Origin of the sequence: Sporomusa aerivorans, from assembly GCF_041428895.1 — a bacterium.
Classification (GTDB): Bacteria; Bacillota; Negativicutes; order Sporomusales; family Sporomusaceae; genus Sporomusa; species Sporomusa aerivorans.
Genome location: NZ_CP156926.1, coordinates 4,105,617 through 4,124,412 on the forward strand (window position 1 = coordinate 4,105,617; position 18,796 = coordinate 4,124,412).

At 46.5% G+C, this 18,796-nt stretch carries 13 protein-coding genes and 1 other annotated feature; of the genes, 2 read left to right on the forward strand and 11 right to left on the reverse strand.

Translation table 11 applies throughout. The features are described 5' to 3' along the window. Positions 1-64: 64 nt before the first annotated feature. From cybH to leuS, 10 genes are all read right to left on the reverse strand, one after another. On the reverse strand, positions 65-784 hold the full coding sequence (gene cybH, locus SATMO3_RS19850; protein ID WP_371371467.1) for a Ni/Fe-hydrogenase, b-type cytochrome subunit: 720 nt from the start codon (positions 782-784) through the stop codon (positions 65-67). Positions 785-803: 19 nt separating this feature from the next. Further along, the gene (locus SATMO3_RS19855) at positions 804-2,693 is read right to left on the reverse strand and encodes a nickel-dependent hydrogenase large subunit (protein WP_371371468.1); all 1,890 of its coding nucleotides are present in this window, start codon (positions 2,691-2,693) and stop codon (positions 804-806) included. A 21-nt stretch (positions 2,694-2,714) separates the two neighbouring features. Next, positions 2,715-3,845, reverse strand: coding sequence for a hydrogenase small subunit (locus SATMO3_RS19860; RefSeq protein ID WP_371371469.1), 1,131 nt, complete (start codon positions 3,843-3,845; stop codon positions 2,715-2,717). A 272-nt stretch (positions 3,846-4,117) separates the two neighbouring features. Next, positions 4,118-5,401: an ammonia-forming cytochrome c nitrite reductase subunit c552 gene (locus SATMO3_RS19865; protein WP_371371470.1), complete on the reverse strand. Its 1,284-nt coding sequence runs from the start codon at positions 5,399-5,401 to the stop codon at positions 4,118-4,120. Further along, positions 5,394-5,867: a cytochrome c3 family protein gene (locus SATMO3_RS19870; protein WP_371371471.1), complete on the reverse strand. Its 474-nt coding sequence runs from the start codon at positions 5,865-5,867 to the stop codon at positions 5,394-5,396. The genes SATMO3_RS19865 and SATMO3_RS19870 overlap by 8 nt, the downstream gene beginning before the upstream one ends. A gap of 211 nt (positions 5,868-6,078) precedes the next feature. Next, positions 6,079-7,065 carry a putative heme d1 biosynthesis radical SAM protein NirJ2 gene (nirJ2, locus tag SATMO3_RS19875; RefSeq protein WP_371371472.1) on the reverse strand — a complete coding sequence of 329 codons (987 nt, stop codon included), beginning with the start codon at positions 7,063-7,065 and terminating at the stop codon, positions 6,079-6,081. Positions 7,066-7,069: 4 nt separating this feature from the next. Continuing rightward, positions 7,070-8,242, reverse strand: coding sequence for a radical SAM protein (locus tag SATMO3_RS19880; protein WP_371371473.1), 1,173 nt, complete (start codon positions 8,240-8,242; stop codon positions 7,070-7,072). A gap of 105 nt (positions 8,243-8,347) precedes the next feature. Further along, the gene (locus tag SATMO3_RS19885; RefSeq protein ID WP_371371474.1) at positions 8,348-9,919 is read right to left on the reverse strand and encodes a bifunctional UDP-sugar hydrolase/5'-nucleotidase; all 1,572 of its coding nucleotides are present in this window, start codon (positions 9,917-9,919) and stop codon (positions 8,348-8,350) included. Positions 9,920-10,117: 198 nt separating this feature from the next. Then, a complete protein-coding gene (gene trxA, locus SATMO3_RS19890) occupies positions 10,118-10,441 on the reverse strand; it encodes a thioredoxin (protein WP_371371475.1) in 324 nt (107 codons plus the stop codon). Positions 10,442-10,475: 34 nt separating this feature from the next. Further along, complete coding sequence (leuS, locus tag SATMO3_RS19895; protein WP_371371476.1) at positions 10,476-12,956, reverse strand: leucine--tRNA ligase; 2,481 nt, start codon at positions 12,954-12,956, stop codon at positions 10,476-10,478. 143 nt (positions 12,957-13,099) lie between these two features. Then, positions 13,100-13,304 (reverse strand) — a binding site (T-box leader). A gap of 108 nt (positions 13,305-13,412) precedes the next feature. Here leuS and SATMO3_RS19900 point away from each other — a divergent pair. After that, complete coding sequence (locus SATMO3_RS19900) at positions 13,413-13,817, forward strand: hypothetical protein (RefSeq protein ID WP_371371477.1); 405 nt, start codon at positions 13,413-13,415, stop codon at positions 13,815-13,817. A gap of 79 nt (positions 13,818-13,896) precedes the next feature. Here SATMO3_RS19900 and SATMO3_RS19905 read toward each other — a convergent pair whose 3' ends face one another. Then, the gene (locus SATMO3_RS19905; protein ID WP_371371478.1) at positions 13,897-15,276 is read right to left on the reverse strand and encodes an aminotransferase class V-fold PLP-dependent enzyme; all 1,380 of its coding nucleotides are present in this window, start codon (positions 15,274-15,276) and stop codon (positions 13,897-13,899) included. 154 nt (positions 15,277-15,430) lie between these two features. Here SATMO3_RS19905 and SATMO3_RS19910 point away from each other — a divergent pair, with 154 nt between their 5' ends. Further along, positions 15,431-18,688: an SNF2 helicase associated domain-containing protein gene (locus tag SATMO3_RS19910; RefSeq protein ID WP_371371479.1), complete on the forward strand. Its 3,258-nt coding sequence runs from the start codon at positions 15,431-15,433 to the stop codon at positions 18,686-18,688. The last annotated feature ends 108 nt before the right edge of the window (positions 18,689-18,796 follow it).

An 18,796-nucleotide genomic window follows, 5' to 3' on the forward strand; every position in this document is an offset into this window, starting at 1 on the left:
ATCCCTGGATAAGGGCGACTTAGCTTCAGATGGGGTTAAGGCCCCACCTCAAGCTAAGTCTACTCTATTTTGCTTTGCTTTTTGAAACCTGTAGTTCGCCTACGTCGTCAGGCTCTTCCTCCATGTACTTGATGCCGGAGAACATAGCCGATATTTCACCGCCCTTTTCGGTAAAATCAGCCCTGACCGCCATATACACATGGACAATGACAAACAGGATGATAAACCAGGCTACAAAATGGTGAATCAAATGAACTGTATACTCATTGACAAACCAATTGTTAAACGGACCAAATGTTTTTGCCAGAAACCGGTTGGGCTCAACCATGTAATACATGGCGAAACCAGTTATAGCTTCAATTAAAAACATGAAATACACGGCTAAATAGCCTGACCTTGCCAGCGAATTTCTCAAATAGGGACGGTGCTTGTCACGCAGGAACATATAATGCAACTGGGTGTCCATAATCCCTGTCCAGTACAGTCTAGTCCATGGCTTAGGCAACAACCGGTCGCCAGGATTGATAATAAAACCATAGATACGGGGAATAAAGGAAATAACAAGGATATAGCCGGCAATAAAATGAATATATCTTACCATTTCCATTGACAAAACACTGTTTACGGCAAAAGTCGGCTCCAACCCCTGTGTTCCCAGAAAAAAAGGATTGCCAATATACAAGCCGGTAAGAAAAAGTATAAAGGTGCATAGCACCATAACCCAATGAAAAATCCGGGTCCATGGGCTAAATACATAATAAGGCTTCATAGCTCCCTGACGCATGACCGTATTCCTCCTTTATTTACAAATACGGGTCGGTGCGGACAACTGCAAGTTCCTGGCCTGCTTTGTCATAAAGATGGGTGGCACAGGCCAGGCAAGGATCAAACGAATGAACAACCCGCAGTATTTCCAGCGGTTTCTCGGCAACTTTTACTTTCGTATCAATCATACTGCTTTCATAAGCGCCATAACCAGCTTTACCATCCCGGGGACAAGCATTCCACGTAGAAGGAACGACAGCCTGATAATTATCAATTTTGCCGTTTTTAATTGTTACCCAGTGACTAAGTCCTCCACGCGGGGCTTCATGCAGCCCGACACCCTTCGCTTCTTTGGGCCAGCTGGCTGGGTCCCAGGTAGCCGTATTGGCTACAGTTGTGTCACCGGCCTTAACACTATTGATGAGTTTATCTAAGAAATATTTATTGATGTAAGCATTTAGCTGACCATCCAAACCACGGGCAGCCGTACGTCCCACCGTAGTAGGCAGCCATTTTTCCGGCGGCAAATTAAGTGTTTTTGAAACGGCATCAATTTGATCGACCATAAGCTTTTCAGCCCACGTTGGCTGAATAATACCCTGCTTAACTTTAGTATATACAATAATATATTTAGCCAGCGGCCCGACTTCCACCATCTTGCCGTTCCATTTTGGCGTCTTAATCCAGGAGTATTTGCCGGCTTCGTCAAGATACTTCCAGTTGGTCTTAGTGCCTTCCTTCGGCCCTGTATACTGTGGAGAGGTAACGCCGCTCCAGGGGTGAAGATCCTTACCGGCCTCGGGATAACTGTACCAGGCATGTTCAATCCCTTCGGCCAATACATTCGGATCACTTAGGTCCTTACCCTCCAGTGGGTGGAATACAGCCTGGCTTACACCTTGGCCAAAATTCTCCACAACGCCATTTGAGCGAACCAGCAGATTTTTGAAATAATCGCCGTTAGAAATACCGCTGTAGCGTTCATCGGGATATTCACCAAAAGAAAGTACCCGCTGGCCGGCCAAACCGCCGCCATCCACATAGCCGGCTTTGATAAACAGATCGCCAATAACTAATAAATCTGGTATATAAAAATTATTAACAAGATCAATGCCCAGATTGACCGATGTATCCACCAGCGCCAGCCGCTCGGTATTTACCGGTGCATTCATGTCATTCATGGAAATTGAGCAGGGCATGCCGCCTACAATATAGTGCGGATGCGGATTCTTCCCGCCAAAAACCAGATGGGAATACACCAGTTCACGTTGGCGGTCAAGCATGTTAAGATAGTGCGATACCGCCATGAGGTGAGCTTCCGGCGGCAAAACATTATAGTCGGGATGATCCCAGTAATGAGCCGCAAATATCCCTAATTGCCCGCTTTCGACAATGGCTTTTATTTTATTTTGTATTTCTCTAAAATAAGCTGTGGTTGCTTTGGGAAAATCTTTGGCATAAGCATTGGTGGCAAAGCCAATAGGTCCCTCAATTTTCAAGCTGTATTTCTCCAAAACGGAGTTCTGCAGAGCAGCTGTGGCTGCCGGGTCGGCTTTTAGCGCCGCCACCGGGCTGACCCAGTCTAAAGCATGCAGGTGATAAAAATGTACAATATGGTCATGCACCGTTTGGGAAGCCGCAATAATATTGCGTATATAATTGGCATTTTTAGGTATCTGAATCCCTAACGCATCTTCGACAGCCCGCAAGCTGCCTAACGCATGCACGGTGGTGCATACACCGCATATACGCTGCGCAAACAGCCAGGCATCGCGCGGATCACGTCCTTTTAACACGAGTTCGATCCCCCGCCAGGCAGTGCCGCTTGAAAGCGCATCTTCGACTTTGCCGGTAGTTTCATCTACTTTTATCTCAACCCGCAGGTGGCCTTCAATCCGGTTGATTGGATCAACAACTATGCGTTTCATCTAAACCGCTCCTCCTCTTCCCTATTCTTGATCCTGGTCTTGTTCCACCTTATGGCCGCCATTCCCTGCCGGTTCTTTGCCCGCTTTGGCCTCATGCATTTTATGCTGGACATAGGAGGCTATACCATGAGTAACAACACCGGCAGTAGTTACACCGGCCAGGATGGCGCCGACTTTATCTGCATTAACAATTGTATTAGGTACAGGAATATTCGGCAACCGTTCGTAGAAAGGGTCATTATCCCAGAAATCATTGGCCGCACAGGCCACACAGGGTGCGCCTGACTGGATAGGATAGCTCATGCCGTTCCACCAACGCATATTCCCGCAGGAGTTATAAGCTTCCGGTCCGCGGCAGCCTACTTTATACAAACACCAACCGGCCTTACTGGCCATATCGTCAAATTTCTCGACAAACATTCCAGAATCAAAAAACGGCCGCCGGTAGCAGGTATCATGAATCCGATTGCCAAAGAACTGCTTTGGCCGGCCTTGATTATCGACAGGCGGCAGCTGGCCAAACAGAACATAATGCATTATCGTTCCCGTCAATACTTCGGGAATCGGCGGACAGCCCGGCACTTTGATAATTGGCTTCCCACGGACGATTTCACTTACAGCCACCGACTTGGTGGGATTAGGCCTGGCCGCCTGGATCCCGCCCCAGGCGGCGCATGATCCATTCTCAATTACGGCGGCAGCGTTTTGCGCCACATGCTTTAAGGTTTCAAGTATGGGCTTACCGCCAACCATACAGTATATGCCGTCGTCTGCGACAGGTACAGCCCCTTCAAAAATCAAAAGGTATTGACCGGCGTATTCCTTAATTATTTCTTCCAGATGATGTTCCAGCGGCTCGCCGGCAGCAGAAGCCAGCACATCCATGTACTCAAGTGCAATCAAATTAAGGATAAGGTCGGAAGCCAGCGGTGACTGAGAACGAATGAAAGATTCGTCACAACCGGTGCACTCATGGCCATGCAGCCAAATAACCGGCGGTAACGTTTTTTTCTCCGCAGCCTCAATAACCTGGGGTATCAAGTCGACAGATAGGCCCATCATGCCGGTCAAGGCCACACAGGTTTTAAGGAAATCTCGCCTGCTAAGATTCTTCTTTTGAAATAATCCCCAAAGGGAATGCCGCTTTTCCATAGTCGCCCCCCTTAAAAAAATTGGAATAGAATTCTTATCTAAAATTATTCGGCTTATACTTTAAGTTTCCTGTATAAATTTTTCATATCCACTACCTATTTTCACAAATTTCACAACAAATTATTATCCGCACATTAAACTGCAAAAAAATGAGATTGCATCACTATGTTCACACTGACAAACCTTTCGGTCATCATGAGCGCTCAGCTAGCAATCTCACTCCGCCATAAGTTTTTACAAAAACATTACGCTGAAGTTTTCCTTGGCATTTTCTATAAAGTATTTGTCCCTGCCGCCCTGTTAGCGGCATTAACAGACTGATGGGACAAATCAATGGCCTGTCCTAACGTATTCAGTTCCTGTACAGGATTATGAAAGCCCATACTATTGGAAGCTGCCACATAGTCCCAATACCACTGAGCACGGCGTAAAAGCTCCCGGGCGTTAGCCAGCTCTGTCTGGCTAACGGCACTGGCAGTACTCGCCTTTTGAATAGCCGTATGCGCTTTGGCAATCTGCTGACCGGCTGTATGCTGCAGTTGCCAGACATTATCCTGAAAGGCTTTCACTTGACTAAACAACAGTTCTTTTCCCTGGGTATGACAGGGTGAGCAGGATTCCTCAATGTTTTTGAGCGGGCTTGTTATCCAATGTGACGAATACTTTTGCCCGCTTTTTCGCATATAGGGCATATGGCAGTCAGCACAGGAAACCCCAAATTGGCCATGAACGCCGTTCTGCCATTCCTCATAATCCGGGTGTTGGGCTTTTAACACCGGCACGCCGGAATCAGGATGCACGAAGTCCTGCGCAAAACCATTTGGCTTTGTGGCATAGTACTCATACATCTGCTGCGGTGTTAAACCTTTGTCCCAGGGAAAAATAACCTTAAAAGTACCAGGTTCAAAATAATATTCCGAATGGCATTGGGCGCAAACATAACTGCGCATCTCTTCCCGACTGGCTTTGGTTATATCAATGCCTCTTCTTTGCATGCCTTCTATAAACGCCGGGTTAATCACCCTAAGTCCCATGGTTTCCGGATCATGGCAGTTGGCACAATTAATGGGGTGTTTAGCCTTTTCCATAGTTTCCAGGAGCGGCTGATTGGCGTAGCCCCATCCCTGTTCCTTGTATAACTGTTCTATGTATGGCGTTTTGCAGGTAATACAGGCGGCCTTGGCAGCCGGGCCAATCCGCTTGGATTCCCGCAAATCTTCCATAGCATAGGGATGTCCCCGGTCTTCTGTATAATCTTTGCTAAACGGATTGCCTTTAAAGTTTATGTATAGCTCTGGCTGCATCTCGGCTTTTTGCACTTTCATACCGCCGCCATAACCAGTGGGTGAAGGGGTCATCTCCATACTCTTCTGATAGCCGGCATACTGCAGCGGATAGTTTTTTCCCCATACTTCCGTATCATACTCCCCTGCCGGAATTTTCACAAGCTTGACGGTTGACTGGGGCTTGAACAGCCATACACGACTAATTACTACGCCGGCAAACACAATTGCAAGAACCAGAAATGCCGTCAGTATTTTTTGCGTTTTATTCAACAGGAACTCCCTCCTTAATCACAATTTGATTATGAATCATGCCCCGGTGACATTTTAAACAATCTTGTCCGCCTGTTGACATAAAGGTATTACCCACTGTGTAAGCATGACAGCGTAAACAATTGCCGTTAACTATACTTTTGCCTTTTGCACTAATTGGGATTGTATCAGAATAGTCGCGGAGGAATTCATGATAGGTATCATGCATCCCGGTCTGCCCCTTTACCATCATCTTATTTACTATATTTTCCTGTGGCAAATGGCAGTCTCCACAGGTAAATTGCCGGTGATTAGAAACTTGCCAGGTGGCTGCCACGTGCTGCATAGAGTGACAACTACTGCAAAATGATGCTTTATCCGCATAAGCAATACCGCCGCCGGCTATGGCCAAACCGACAACGGCCGCCAGTGCGCCTAACAGGATGAGTTTTAGAGTATTGCTTGCCAGATATTTCTTCCATTCCAAGCTGCTGACACCTCCTGGATATCCAGAATCACATACTACTGCCTTATTAGATTCCCATTATTTGAAGTGTTTATTCGCTATGAAAACACGCCTTACGCCGAAGTAAGCATAAACCGATGTTGCCTTATATTAAAAAAACTTATGACTTCTTTCGCTAAAGCAAAGAAGGAACTGTCTCAGAGCGAGACAGTTCCTTCTACTATTGGGTTAATTATCGTATTCCCCGGTCACACCAGGGTTCTTCTGCCAAATAATCACCTTCAGAATAATAATAGGCCCGCGCGCGGCAGCCGCCGCATAAATTGTCAAAGCCACAGGTACCGCAGCCGCCTTTGAGCGGCTTATGCCTCAATTGGTTAAATACCGGACTTTCCTGCCAAATAATATCAAAAGCTTTCTCCCTGACATTTCCCACTTTAAGTGGTAAATAGGGACAAGGCTGAATGTCCCCGTTAGGTAGTATAACACAATAAGAAGTACCTGCCAGGCAGCCGCGAGTATATCGCATTGGCACGCCACGCTCTTTGGCGATACGCATAAACTGCGGAGCGCACGTCGGCTTTATTTCAATGGAAGTTGTTAATTGCTTGTCAAGTATTCGTGTTAACAGCGCTTCGTATTCGGCTGTTTTTAACGTTGTTTCTTCGATATCTTTTCCCCGGCCGGCAGGTACAAGGAAAAAAATATGATGGGCAACGGCACCCAGTTCAACTGCTAAATCAGTGATCCTGGTAATCTCATTTTCATTCCAGTTAGTTACCGTTGTATGGATCTGAAATGGCAGACCGGCTTCCCGGCAATGTTTGATCCCCTGCATAGTTTGCTGCCAGGCACCCGGCAATCCCCGGAAAGTGTCATGACGCTCAGGCTCACAACTATCAACGCTAATACCAGCACACATCAGGCCTGCGGCCTTAAGTTTAGCAGGCACTTCCCCGGTCAGCAAAATGCCGTTGGTGCCGAGAACCGGCCTGAGGCCAACAGACGCGGCATGGGAAATAAGGTCATAAATATCAGGCCGCAGGAGGGGCTCGCCGCCGCTTAAAATCATAATCTTAAAGCCGGCTTTTGCTATCTCGCCCAGCAGTTTCTTGCCTTCTGCCGTACTTAACTCATCCGCCTGTTTTGCACCTGCATCCCGGTAACAATGGACACAGTTGATATTGCATTGTTGTGTGGTATTCCATGAAATTATCATGCAGCTACTCCTTGTAATCAGTTAGATAGCAAGCCGGATCTTCGCTCCACAAATCACCGGTAACAGCCTCCGCCCTTATCCGGCAACCACCGCAATACTTTTTATAACGGCACTCACCACAGCGGCCGGTGATGAAACTTGCTTTATCCCGCAGCTTGCACAGAAATTCATCTTGTCCATTCTGCCAGATTTCACTAAATGGCTGCTTGCGAACATTCCCCAGCGATTTATGTCCCCAAAATTGACAGGCATGAACTTCTCCCTGGGGATCCACATTTGCCATCTTCTGACCGGCTGAGCAACCGCCGTGCATGGCTAGCAGTTCTTTAATTTCCGGGACCCGCTCCGGCTGCGTACGTTCAATATGTTGCAAAATATAAATTCCATCAGCGTGATTATCTGTTGTCAGAATTTCTACTTCAACACCACGCTTATTAAAATCCAGTGTGCGCTCAATTAAAAGCTCAATAGTCTGGCGTTTTTGCTCCGGCGTGGTGTCAAGTTCAGCCATCTCCCGCCCGCGTCCGGCATACACCAGATGATACATACAGAAACGGGGTATTTTTTCCTGTTCGACAATATCTAAAATATCGGGTAACGTATGATAGTTCAGTTTATTTACGGTAAAGCGGATACCTGTTTTATTACCGGCGGCAATCGAGTTGCGAATACCGGCAATTGTCTCCTGAAATGCGCCCTTTTTGCCCCGAAAATAGTCGTGAACTTCTTCATTGCCGTCGACACTGACACCAACATATTGAAATCCGGTATCTTTGATGCGTTTGGCCATTTGCGGTGTAATCAGCGTACCATTTGTCGATATGACAGGACGGATTCCCTTTTCAACAGCATAAGCTCCCAATTCAAATAAATCAGGCCGCACTAGCGGTTCACCGCCGGAAAACAAGAGAACTGGCACTTTCATACTGGCCAGGTCATCGATAAAAGCCTTTGCTTCGGCAGTGGTAAATTCCCCGGCATATTCACGGTCTTCAGCACAAATATAGCAGTGGCGACAATTAAGATTACAGCGGTTGGTCGAATTCCATACAACAATAGGAGTTGCATCTGAGGAAAATTGAAGCATCTGTGGCGGTAAGTTACGGGAACTGCGGCCATATTTTACTATGTCCGACACTGTTGCCGTGCCGCAAAGCAGTTTGGTACAACCTATCATCTTTAATTATGTCTCCTTCGAATTCAAGTTTATAGTCATTTCGACATATGGCAAGAGGTTCCCTGCTAGTGAACAAACTTTCCTCCCACCCCTAAAAAGCCAAAATTACGCAGCTGGTTTCTCAGGGGCTCCTAAACCGTTACTTTCACTAAAACGATTATCAGGCGTAACATAGATATTTTCCGTTGCCTTTATAGCATCAATCAGGCAATCACGCAGGGGAATTCCGGTATCTGTGATATGTACCCCCTGGCTGAACACGGTAAACCCGTCGCCGCCCTGGACCATAAAATCATTGGTGACCACCCTGTATAATTTAGCCAGGTTTAGCCTTTCGCCAGTACTTAAGGTTACATCGGTAATTTTATGCCCGGCAGGTAACGATGCATCAAATTTTACTGTCAAGCCGGAATACTGCAGCATGCCGATTTGCTGATTGTAAATGCCATATTCAAGTACCCGCAAAATCTGTTCGCCTGTCAGATCCAGTGTGACAAGCGTATTGTCAAACGGCAATACTTCATACAATTTCCCCATGGTAACACTGCCCGGCGGGATACCGGTCCTGATACCGCCGCCGTTTTGAAAGGCAATATCGGCGTTTGCCGTACGGCGCATTATGTCAGTCACCCACTGCCCCAGCAGCGAGAACGTCTTCCTGTCATGACTTAGTTCATTTACTGACCGGCCAAGCACAATATCCTTGACAGGCGCGACTTGACTCTGAACTTTGTTAACAATGGCTGCAATTTCCGGTTCGGCCGCTAATCGGTCTGAGTCCACCGCTATTACGGCAGCCTTAGCGTTTATCACCCGTTTATCTTTCTTGGCAACAGTTAAGGTGATTTTTCCTATTGCCCGGCCGTTATACCCTGCCTGAACAATGGGTATAGAGTTGACACTTCCGGCAACCTGCAAATGACTATGTCCTGAGATAATCGCGTTGACGCCCGTTATTCCTAAAGCCAGTTCTGCGGCTTCTCCTGTGATTTGGGCGGTGGTGCTATCAACGCTGCTGCCCAGATGCGACAGCACGATAATAACATCCGCTCCCTTATGTTTCAGAACAGGCACAAGCTGCCGGACGGTCTGTACAGGATCGGAAAAAGTGCAGTTTGCGATATGTTTGGGATTGGTCTTAAAAACCGTTTCGGGAGTTGCCAGGCCAATGAGAGCAATTTTCAGCCCGTTTCTCTCAATTATTATGTAGGGTTTTACAAGTGCAACAGGTTTGCCTGTAGTTTTGTCCAGAATGTTAGCGGCGATTACCGGGAACCCGGCCTGACGAATAAGTTTCTTGAGAACATCCTGGCCCCAGTCAAACTCATGATTGCCGGTGGTCATTGCGGAAAATCCGATCTTATTCATCGCGGCAACCACCGGTTGCCCATAGAGCATATTGGAATCCGGATTTCCCTGAAACATATCGCCGGCACTGACTATAATTGTGCCGCTCTGATTTTTAGCCATTTCAGCCTTTATTAAAGTTGCCAGTTTCGCGATACCCGGATTTTTTCCGGCTTCCGCTAACGCGCCATGAAAATCGTTTACCGAAATTATATCCAGGGTAATCGTGCCCGCAGAATCAGTTGCTGCCGCTGCAATTGGGGAAAAACAGAATAGTCCCAAACATGCTATCATGAGCAAAACACTAGCATACGTTAAACGAAACCGCATTTTACATCTCCTTTCTATTGCAGTTTAATTATTGCAAAATTTACAAATAAATACAAGTTAATAGACAATATAGAAACCAGGCTTGCGCCGATCCTTTGACAAAAGTGGAAAACCGATGTCGACCTTATGCAGGCGAAAGCTATACTTTCTATCGGAATAAAAAAATCTCCCGGAAGCCATTCCGGGAGATTAGCGCTACTAAAGAGCTTTTTCCAACATAGCTGCGATGTCTTTTTGCGGACGGTAGCCGGTAATCCGGCCAACTTCATCGCCACCTTTAAAAACGATCAAGGTAGGAATACTCATAACATTATACTGGCTGGCTAAATCCTGCTGTTCGTCAATATTAACCTTGGCGACAACGGCACGCCCTTCAAAATTCTTGGCTACAGCCTCAACTTCGGGTCCCACCATTTTGCAGGGACCACACCACGGTGCCCAAAAATCAACCAATACAGCTTGTTCTGACTTAACCACACTGTTATAGAATTCTGTCACATTAGCAATGTTTAGGATACTCATTGTTTCGCCTCCTAAGCTATTCATTTTAGTATTTCTACTTAATAACAATGTTAACCAATTTCTGCGGCACAGAAATAACTTTGACAACTGTTTTGCCGGCAATAAGCTCACGGACTTTTTCCTGTTCAAGAGCCGTCTTTTCCAATTCTTTGCCGGTCAGGCCAACCGGAACGACAACTTTATCACGTACTTTGCCATTGATCTGCAGAACAATTTCAACCTCTTCGACTTCCAGGGCAGCAGCATCGAATACAGGCCAGGTTTGCTTATGAACACTGCCGTCAGCAATTGTTTCCTGCCACAATTCTTCAGCAACATGCGGAGCAAAGGGAGCAAGCATTTTCAGGAGACCGGCAACAACCTCCTGCGCCAGTCCTGCGTTTGGTGTTACCCCCTGCTCTTTGAGAGCATACATGGCATTGACCAATTCCATGATGGCACTGATGGCTGTGTTGAAATTGAAACGCTGACCGATATCTTCCGTTACCCGCTTAATAGTCACATGCAGAACACGGCGAAGATCCTTTTCGGCTTTGCTCAGTTGTTTCGGATCATATTCGGCAGTCTCTGCCTGGAAAAGCGGTTCATAATAGCCAACAATACGCCATAAGCGGCCTAAGAACCGGTAAGCTCCTTCTACCCCCTGGTCACTCCACTCCAGATCCCGTTCCGGCGGCGCAGCAAATAAGATAAACAATCTTGCCGTATCGGCGCCGTATTTACCAATAATCTCCTCTGGTGAAACGACATTGCCTTTTGATTTGGACATTTTGGCTCCGTCTTTGATAACCATTCCCTGGGTAAGAAGATTTTTAAACGGTTCGTTGACGTTAACCAGACCGGCATCTTTTAAAACTTTGGTAAAAAAGCGTGAATACAAGAGATGGAGTATGGCATGCTCAATACCACCGATATACTGATCGACAGGCATCCAATAGTTTGCTTTGTCCGGATCAAACGGTTCGTCGGCGCTATGCGGGCTGGTATAGCGGAAATAATACCAGGAAGAACAAATAAAGGTGTCCATGGTATCTGTTTCCCGCCGTGCTTTGCCGCCGCATCTTGGACATGTACAGTTAATGAATTCTTCCGCTTTGGCTAATGGCGACACTGACCCGCTGGCAAAATCAACATTATTCGGAAGTAATACAGGTAATTGCTCTTTCGGAACCGGTACGGTACCGCATTCCGCGCAGTAAATAATCGGAATAGGCGCTCCCCAATAACGCTGCCGGGAAATAAGCCAGTCCCGCAGACGGTAATTAATTCGTCTTTTGCCGATACCTTGCTGTTCAAACCACTGAGCAATTTTGACCTTGCCCGCTTCGTTATCCAGGCCGTCAAATTCACCGGAGTTAACCATAACCCCCTGATCGTCGTAGGCCCCGTTCATATCGCTCAGCGCAAGCTCCTTGCCCACCTGCTGAATTACAATCTTCTTCGGCAAACCATACTTGCCGGCAAAGTCCCAGTCGCGCTGGTCGTGGGCTGGTACTCCCATTACTGCGCCGGTACCGTATTCAACTAAGACATAATTCGCAATCCAAATAGGCACCTGTTCACCGGTAAACGGATGAATCGCATAAGCACCTGTGAAAATACCTTCTTTTTCGGTTTCATTGGAAGTACGGGCAATTTCACTTTGCCCTCTGACCCGGTCGATAAATGACCGGACAGCACTTTCCTCGGCTTTGCCGGCGATAAGCTTGTCTACTAAAACATGCTCCGGCGCCAAGACAATATAACTGACACCAAAAACCGTGTCATGGCGAGTGGTATATACGGCAATTCTATCATCTATTTCTGGTACGGCAAAACTGAATTCAGCACCTTCACTGCGTCCGATCCAGTTTTCCTGCATCGTTTTAACACGTTCAGGCCAGCCTTTAAGCTCATTCAAATCGGTTAACAGGCGATCAGCGTAATCGGTTATTTTCAGGAACCATTGCTCAAGATCCTTTTTGACAACAACCGAGTCGCACCGCCAGCAGCGGCCGTCAACAACCTGTTCATTAGCCAGTACGGTATTGCAATCGTTACACCAGTTAACTGCCGCTTTCTTTTTATATGCTAAATTACGTTCATAGAACAGTAAAAACAACCATTGTGTCCAGTGATAATAATCCGGGTGGCATGTGGCTACTTCCCGGTCCCAGTCATAAGATAGTCCCAGTTCCTGCTGCTGCCGCCGCATGTTAGCAATATTATCCCAAGTCCAGGAAGAAGGATGAATGCCATTTTTGATAGCAGCGTTTTCAGCAGGCATGCCAAAAGCATCCCAGCCCATCGGGTGCAAAACGTTATATCCCTGCATGACTTTAAATCTGGCTACAACGTCACCGATCGAGTAATTGCGCACATGTCCCATGTGCAGATTACCTGACGGATAAGGAAACATTTCCAGGACATAGTATTCTGGTCGCTGCCGGTTAATCGTCGTGCTGAAGGCATCATTTTCCGCCCAGAGTTTTTGCCATTTGGCCTCAATCTCGTGCGGCGTATATTTTTCATTCATCGAGTAATTCAATCCCCCTCGGACAGATAGTAAAGAACACACGGCTTCCGCCGAGCCTGTGGCAAAAGCGAAATGCCGGTATAGGTTCTATCCTGACTTAAAGTTATACTTTCTATCAGGATAAAAAAAGTCCCGTGGCTGACGCCAGGGACGAGACTTCTCGCGGTACCACCCTGTTTGATGGCAGGTGCCATCCACTCTTGCCCATAACGCCGGCTTGCGTCGACTGCTATTTCCTTCACAGCGCTCTTCAGCAGTGAGTTCGGCTATATCACAGATTGGCTCGCAACAACCGCCAACTTTCTGAACTGCATTATACAACTTACTAATCTGCCTCATAAGATTTGTATGTTCCATTATATAGCAATAAAATACAAAAGTCAACGTATGGTCTGACCACGAAAACTGTTCTATCTCAGTCTAATAGTCATACAATAGTTCATAAGGAGGTGCGTCATGTATAAGCTTATTATCGGCAATGTCAGAGTTACCGTAAATGATGACAGTATTAAACGGGAGCAGGCCGCCGCTTACGCCAAGCAGGCTATAGCTGCCGCCAACCATCAAGGCAAACTGCTCTCCCACGTCGAGCTTAGTGCCGGCCCCGATGGCATAGAGGTCGCCAGCACTGAAAAAGCCGGTTGCCGCATGATCAGGAAAACCATTAAGCAGAGTATGCTTGACGGTATCTTAGATGCTGCCAAAGAAAAACTCTATCCTACCGGAACTTTCTCGCAAAAAGATCTTTGGTTTGACGGTGAAACAGGCCAGGAATGGCGAGGCGTCGAAGTGGACACTGCCCGGGCGGAAGTTTTGGCCAAGTTGGAGGAATGGATTAAATCTGTCAGTTCTAATAACTAAAATGAAAACGGGATTAGCCATCAGATCAAAACCACTCGGAACTGGCAACGCCAGCGTCTGAGTGGTTTTGATAGTTAAGTCAGCAATACGGATCTTCCCTCTGACTGCATGCATTACAACGTCCAGGGTCAAGGACATACTCATATTTACGCTTATAGTAGGTCTGATGCTTGGCAACACGCAGCAGCAATCGATGAAACACATCAATTTCCTGGAAAGTGTTATACATACCAAAACTTATGCGTACCAGCCCGGGTATACTCGTATCGTCATGGGTTTGATAGTATTTGATAGTATCATCACTTAATCCCAGCAACTTTTCGACATAGGGGTGGGCGCAAAATAAACCGTTGCGAACAGCAATGCCGGCTTCCTGGGCTAATATTTCCGCAACCTGGCTGTGATGCAATCCTTCCATAGAAAAAGACAGCAGGCTTACCCTCTCTTCGCTCCCATCCTGGATGCTATATAACGTAATCCCGGGAACGGATTTTAGAGCATCAATGGCATAATCAATAAGTTCCCGCTCATAATGATGGATATCAGCGATATCCAGTCTGCCCAAAGTTTCAATAGCGGTAGTCATTGCCAGCACCCCCATCATATTGGGTGTACCGGCTTCGTATTTTGCCGGCGGGTCATCCCAGGTAACAGCTTGCTGCGACACCAGCCCGACTGCCCCTCCGCCCTGATATGCGGGAGCCGCCTTAGCGAAAGTATCCTTTGGACCGATCAGCACACCGGCGCCAAAAGGCGCATACATTTTATGCGCTGAAAATGCAAGATAATCAATGTGCTCCACTGATAGAGCGGGCTTCATATCGACAGAAGCATGCGGAACCCATTGCGCACCGTCTACAAAAATTCTGGCTCCGTATTTATGACTCAGCCGTGCAATTTTATGAACTGGATTTATGTACCCGGTAACATTCGAGGCACCGGTTACGGCAACCAGCCTTACTTTTCCTTCATACCGCTTTAACTTTGTTTCCAGGTCGGTTAAGGATAAACCGCCCGCCTTGGTTAAAGCAATGTAGTCAATAGTGAACTTGTCGCGCCAGGGCATATCATTGGCTAAGTGTTCCATATCGGTTGATAAAACGACCTGCTCTTTATCACCGCTGGCTAGGGCGTACGCCAGTATATTGATAGCTTCAGTTGTACTTTTGGTAAAAATTATAACATCATCATTATCCGCGTTGACAAAACGGCGAACAATCTCCCGTCCTTGTTCATAAAGCTCTGACGTGAAGATTGATTTATGGCCCTTGCCGCGGTGAACGGAGGCATACCAGGGTGCAAAACAGAGTATTGCCTTTAATACCGAATATAACGGCGGTGTGGTAGCCGCATTATCAAAATTAATCGACAGTACATGCTTGCCGTTTGCCAAGGAGACTTTGGTTTCAGTGCCGACCACATGCGACCGAAAATAACTCCCCATACTCCGGTAGTTCATTCTTTAACCCCGCTTTTATCATAGTTTAACGAATACGCCGTTGATATAATTTATGCAGTTTAGGCGTCACGGGGAATAATAATGCAGGATTTTCGTCTGCGTTGGCATAAACTATTTACTAATTAGTCAGCAACACAGGCAAGAAGGAGTCTATATGCTAACAGATGAACAGATTCGGCACGAAGCAGATATTGATGCCTCTTTTACCAAAGGGTTGCACTACTATCGCAATCAGTGCGTCAAAAACCTGCACTTCTCATCACAAGATTATACGTTTGAAGCACGAGTGCTTGGTCATGATTTATATATCGTAACAGTAACATTTACTCCGGCACACAAAATTGAGCATTATCAATGTGATTGCCCGGCCTTTTTTCGCTATCACGGGGCCTGCAAACATATCATTGCCGTATTGAAGGCCATTCAAAGCGACTGGAACGAGTATTTTACCACCGCTCCCCAGATTCCCATGACCCGTGAAGCCAGGGCCATGCTGGATTTTTTTCAAAATCTTAATTCCGGCCCGAGACCGGCCACCCTGCCGGCAATTTCACCGGTAAGGCTTTTGCCAAACTATAAATTCTCTTTATTTAATTCCCAAACGATTAATCAGCTAGACTTCACCATTGGCACTGACAGAATGTATGTTTTAAAAAATATTCCGCAGTTCATTACGGCAATACATAATAAACAGGAGGTTGTTTTTGGTAAAAGCTTCACTTTTAAACCTGCCGAAGCTGTATTTGACGATACCTCCCAAGCGTTAGTCCAGTTGCTGGAGAATGCCTGCATTGAAGAAAACCAGCGTTCTTTCTGGAGTTATCATTCATTCTCCTCACAAGCCAATTCGGCTTTTAGCGAAGGAAAATATTTCAAACTTACCAATGACAACCTGCTGCGTTTTTTTGAAATTATGCGCACCCAACCGTTTACCGCAGCAATAAATGACCAGATATCCGCCAGTCTGATTATTCAAGATGGCCGGCCACCGGTGAACCTTGATTTGCGGCCTGTCGATAGCGGCTTATACTTGTCTTTGGCAGATAATGTTTTCTACGGACTTGACACAGATTTTCGCTATATTTATCATCAAAATATCATTTATCATACTGATCCTGTTTTTGCCAGTTATATTAAACCACTTTTACTGTGTTTTAATGAAACCAGGAAAGCACAAATCCATATACCACCAGCAAACGTGTCTGAATTTGTCGCTAATGCGCTGCCCGCACTGGAAACCATTGCCGAAGTTAAAGCTGAGAAAACTGTTTTGAGCAAATTCCGCAAAGAGCAATTGGAGCAACGAATATACTTTGACAAATGCGGCGAAGGTATCAGCGCGAAAATTGAATTTGGCTATGGTCCTATAACGGTTGATCCCGGGTCTCTGTCAGCAGGAGATCAGACTGACGCAGCAGGAAACTGGCTTCTGCGGTCAGTTCGCCAGGAACGTGAACTGCTGAATATTTTTCAGCACTATGGTTTTGTATGGTTATCGGGTAAACTTGTTCTGGCAGATGAGGATGCCACCTATACTTTTTTGCAGCAAGGACTGCCAAGGCTGCAAAACATAGCCGAACTGTTTTATGCAGACGATTTTAATCCGGTCAGGATCCAGCCGGCCGGCAAGATTTCTGCAGGTGTAAGGATTAACGACCAGACTGACATGCTGGAATTCTCGCTGCAACTGGAAGATATGACACCGAAAGAATTAATTGACTTATTGTCAGCCTATAAGCTAAAAAAACGCTATCATCGCCTGCCCGGCGGCGCATTTATCCCGCTTGATTCCGTAGAATTTCAAACCACAGCCAAGCTCTTCAGGGAGCTTAGGCTGCGCCCCGCAGATATTGAGAGGCAGAAGGTAGAATTACCAAAATATCGCGCACTCTATCTCGACGCGCTGGCACGGGATAATCCCGATTTTTCCATAGAGCGCAGCAGTAATTTTAAACGTATGATCCAGGACATCCGCGAGCCGCAGGATGTTGAATACAGCATTCCTGAAGGTATCCAGGGCAAACTAAGGGACTACCAGAAAATCGGCTTTAAATGGCTGAAGTCTCTTGCCAGCTACGGACTGGGAGGCATCTTAGCAGATGATATGGGGCTGGGAAAAACATTACAGGTAATTACCTTTGTTCTTTCCGAAAAAAACCTTCCGCAGATGCCTTCTTTAGTTATTGTACCTACTTCACTGGTCTACAATTGGCAGGAAGAAATAAATAAATTCGCACCGGGCCTGCAAGCGGTGGTTATCTCCGGTCAGCCCGTGGAGCGGCTGGAGCAGCTCAAAAACATTGCCATGGCTGACTTGGTGATCACTTCTTATGGCCTGATACGACGGGATATTGAATTATATACACAAATCACGTTTAAGTACTGTTTTCTGGATGAAGCCCAGCATATCAAGAATCCGAATACCCTTAACGCCAAATCAGTAAAACAAATCAAGGCCAACTGTTATTTCGCCCTGACAGGCACACCGATAGAGAATACACTAACCGAGTTATGGTCTATTTTTGACTTTCTTTTGCCAGGCTATTTACGTTCCCATAAAGCCTTTGCCAGTACTTACGAAATTCCCATCATCCGCAACGGGGATCAGCAGGCGTTAGCGGACTTAGGACGGCATATCAAACCCTTCATTCTGCGCCGCATGAAAAAAGCAGTTCTTAAAGAACTGCCGGAAAAAGTCGAAAGTAAGATGATTAGTGAGATGACTGACGAGCAAACCAGGCTGTATGCGGCCTGGCTGCTTAAGGCCAAAGCTGAATTTGAGTCCGAGGTCAGCACCAATGGCTTTGAGAAAAGTCAAATCAAGATATTGTCCTTGTTAACCAGACTTAGGCAACTTTGTTGTCATCCGTCGCTATTTATCGAGAATTACCATGGCGGCAGCGGCAAACTGGAAATGCTGCAGGAATTAGTACGGGACGCTACCGGCAGCGGTCACCGGATATTATTATTTTCACAATTTACCAGTATGCTGGCTATACTAAAACAGGAACTGACGGCAATGCAAATTAACAGCTTCTACCTAGATGGCTCCACTACAGCCCAAGAGCGTATACGACTGGTAAACGCGTTTAATTCCGGCCAAAATGACGTTTTTCTTATTTCCCTGAAAGCAGGCGGTACAGGGCTCAATCTTACCGGCGCCGATATGGTGATTCATTACGACCCGTGGTGGAATCCGGCGGTCGAAGACCAGGCTACCGACCGAGCCCACCGGCTTGGTCAAAAAAACTCCGTCCAGGTGTATAAATTAATTGCCAAAGATACCATCGAAGAAAAAATTTATCTGCTGCAGCAAAAAAAGAAGGAAATGATTGATACACTTATTAAGCCGGGCGAAAACTTCCTGACCAGAATGAGCGAAGCTGAAATCCGCGAGTTGTTTTCCGTGTAACACACTTTTGTTTGTCCGACGACTAACCCGCTCTAAGACTCACACTTCTACAAGTAGGAGTTATACCCCTACGGGCACAGGCGAGCGGCTAAGTCTACTTTATCCATT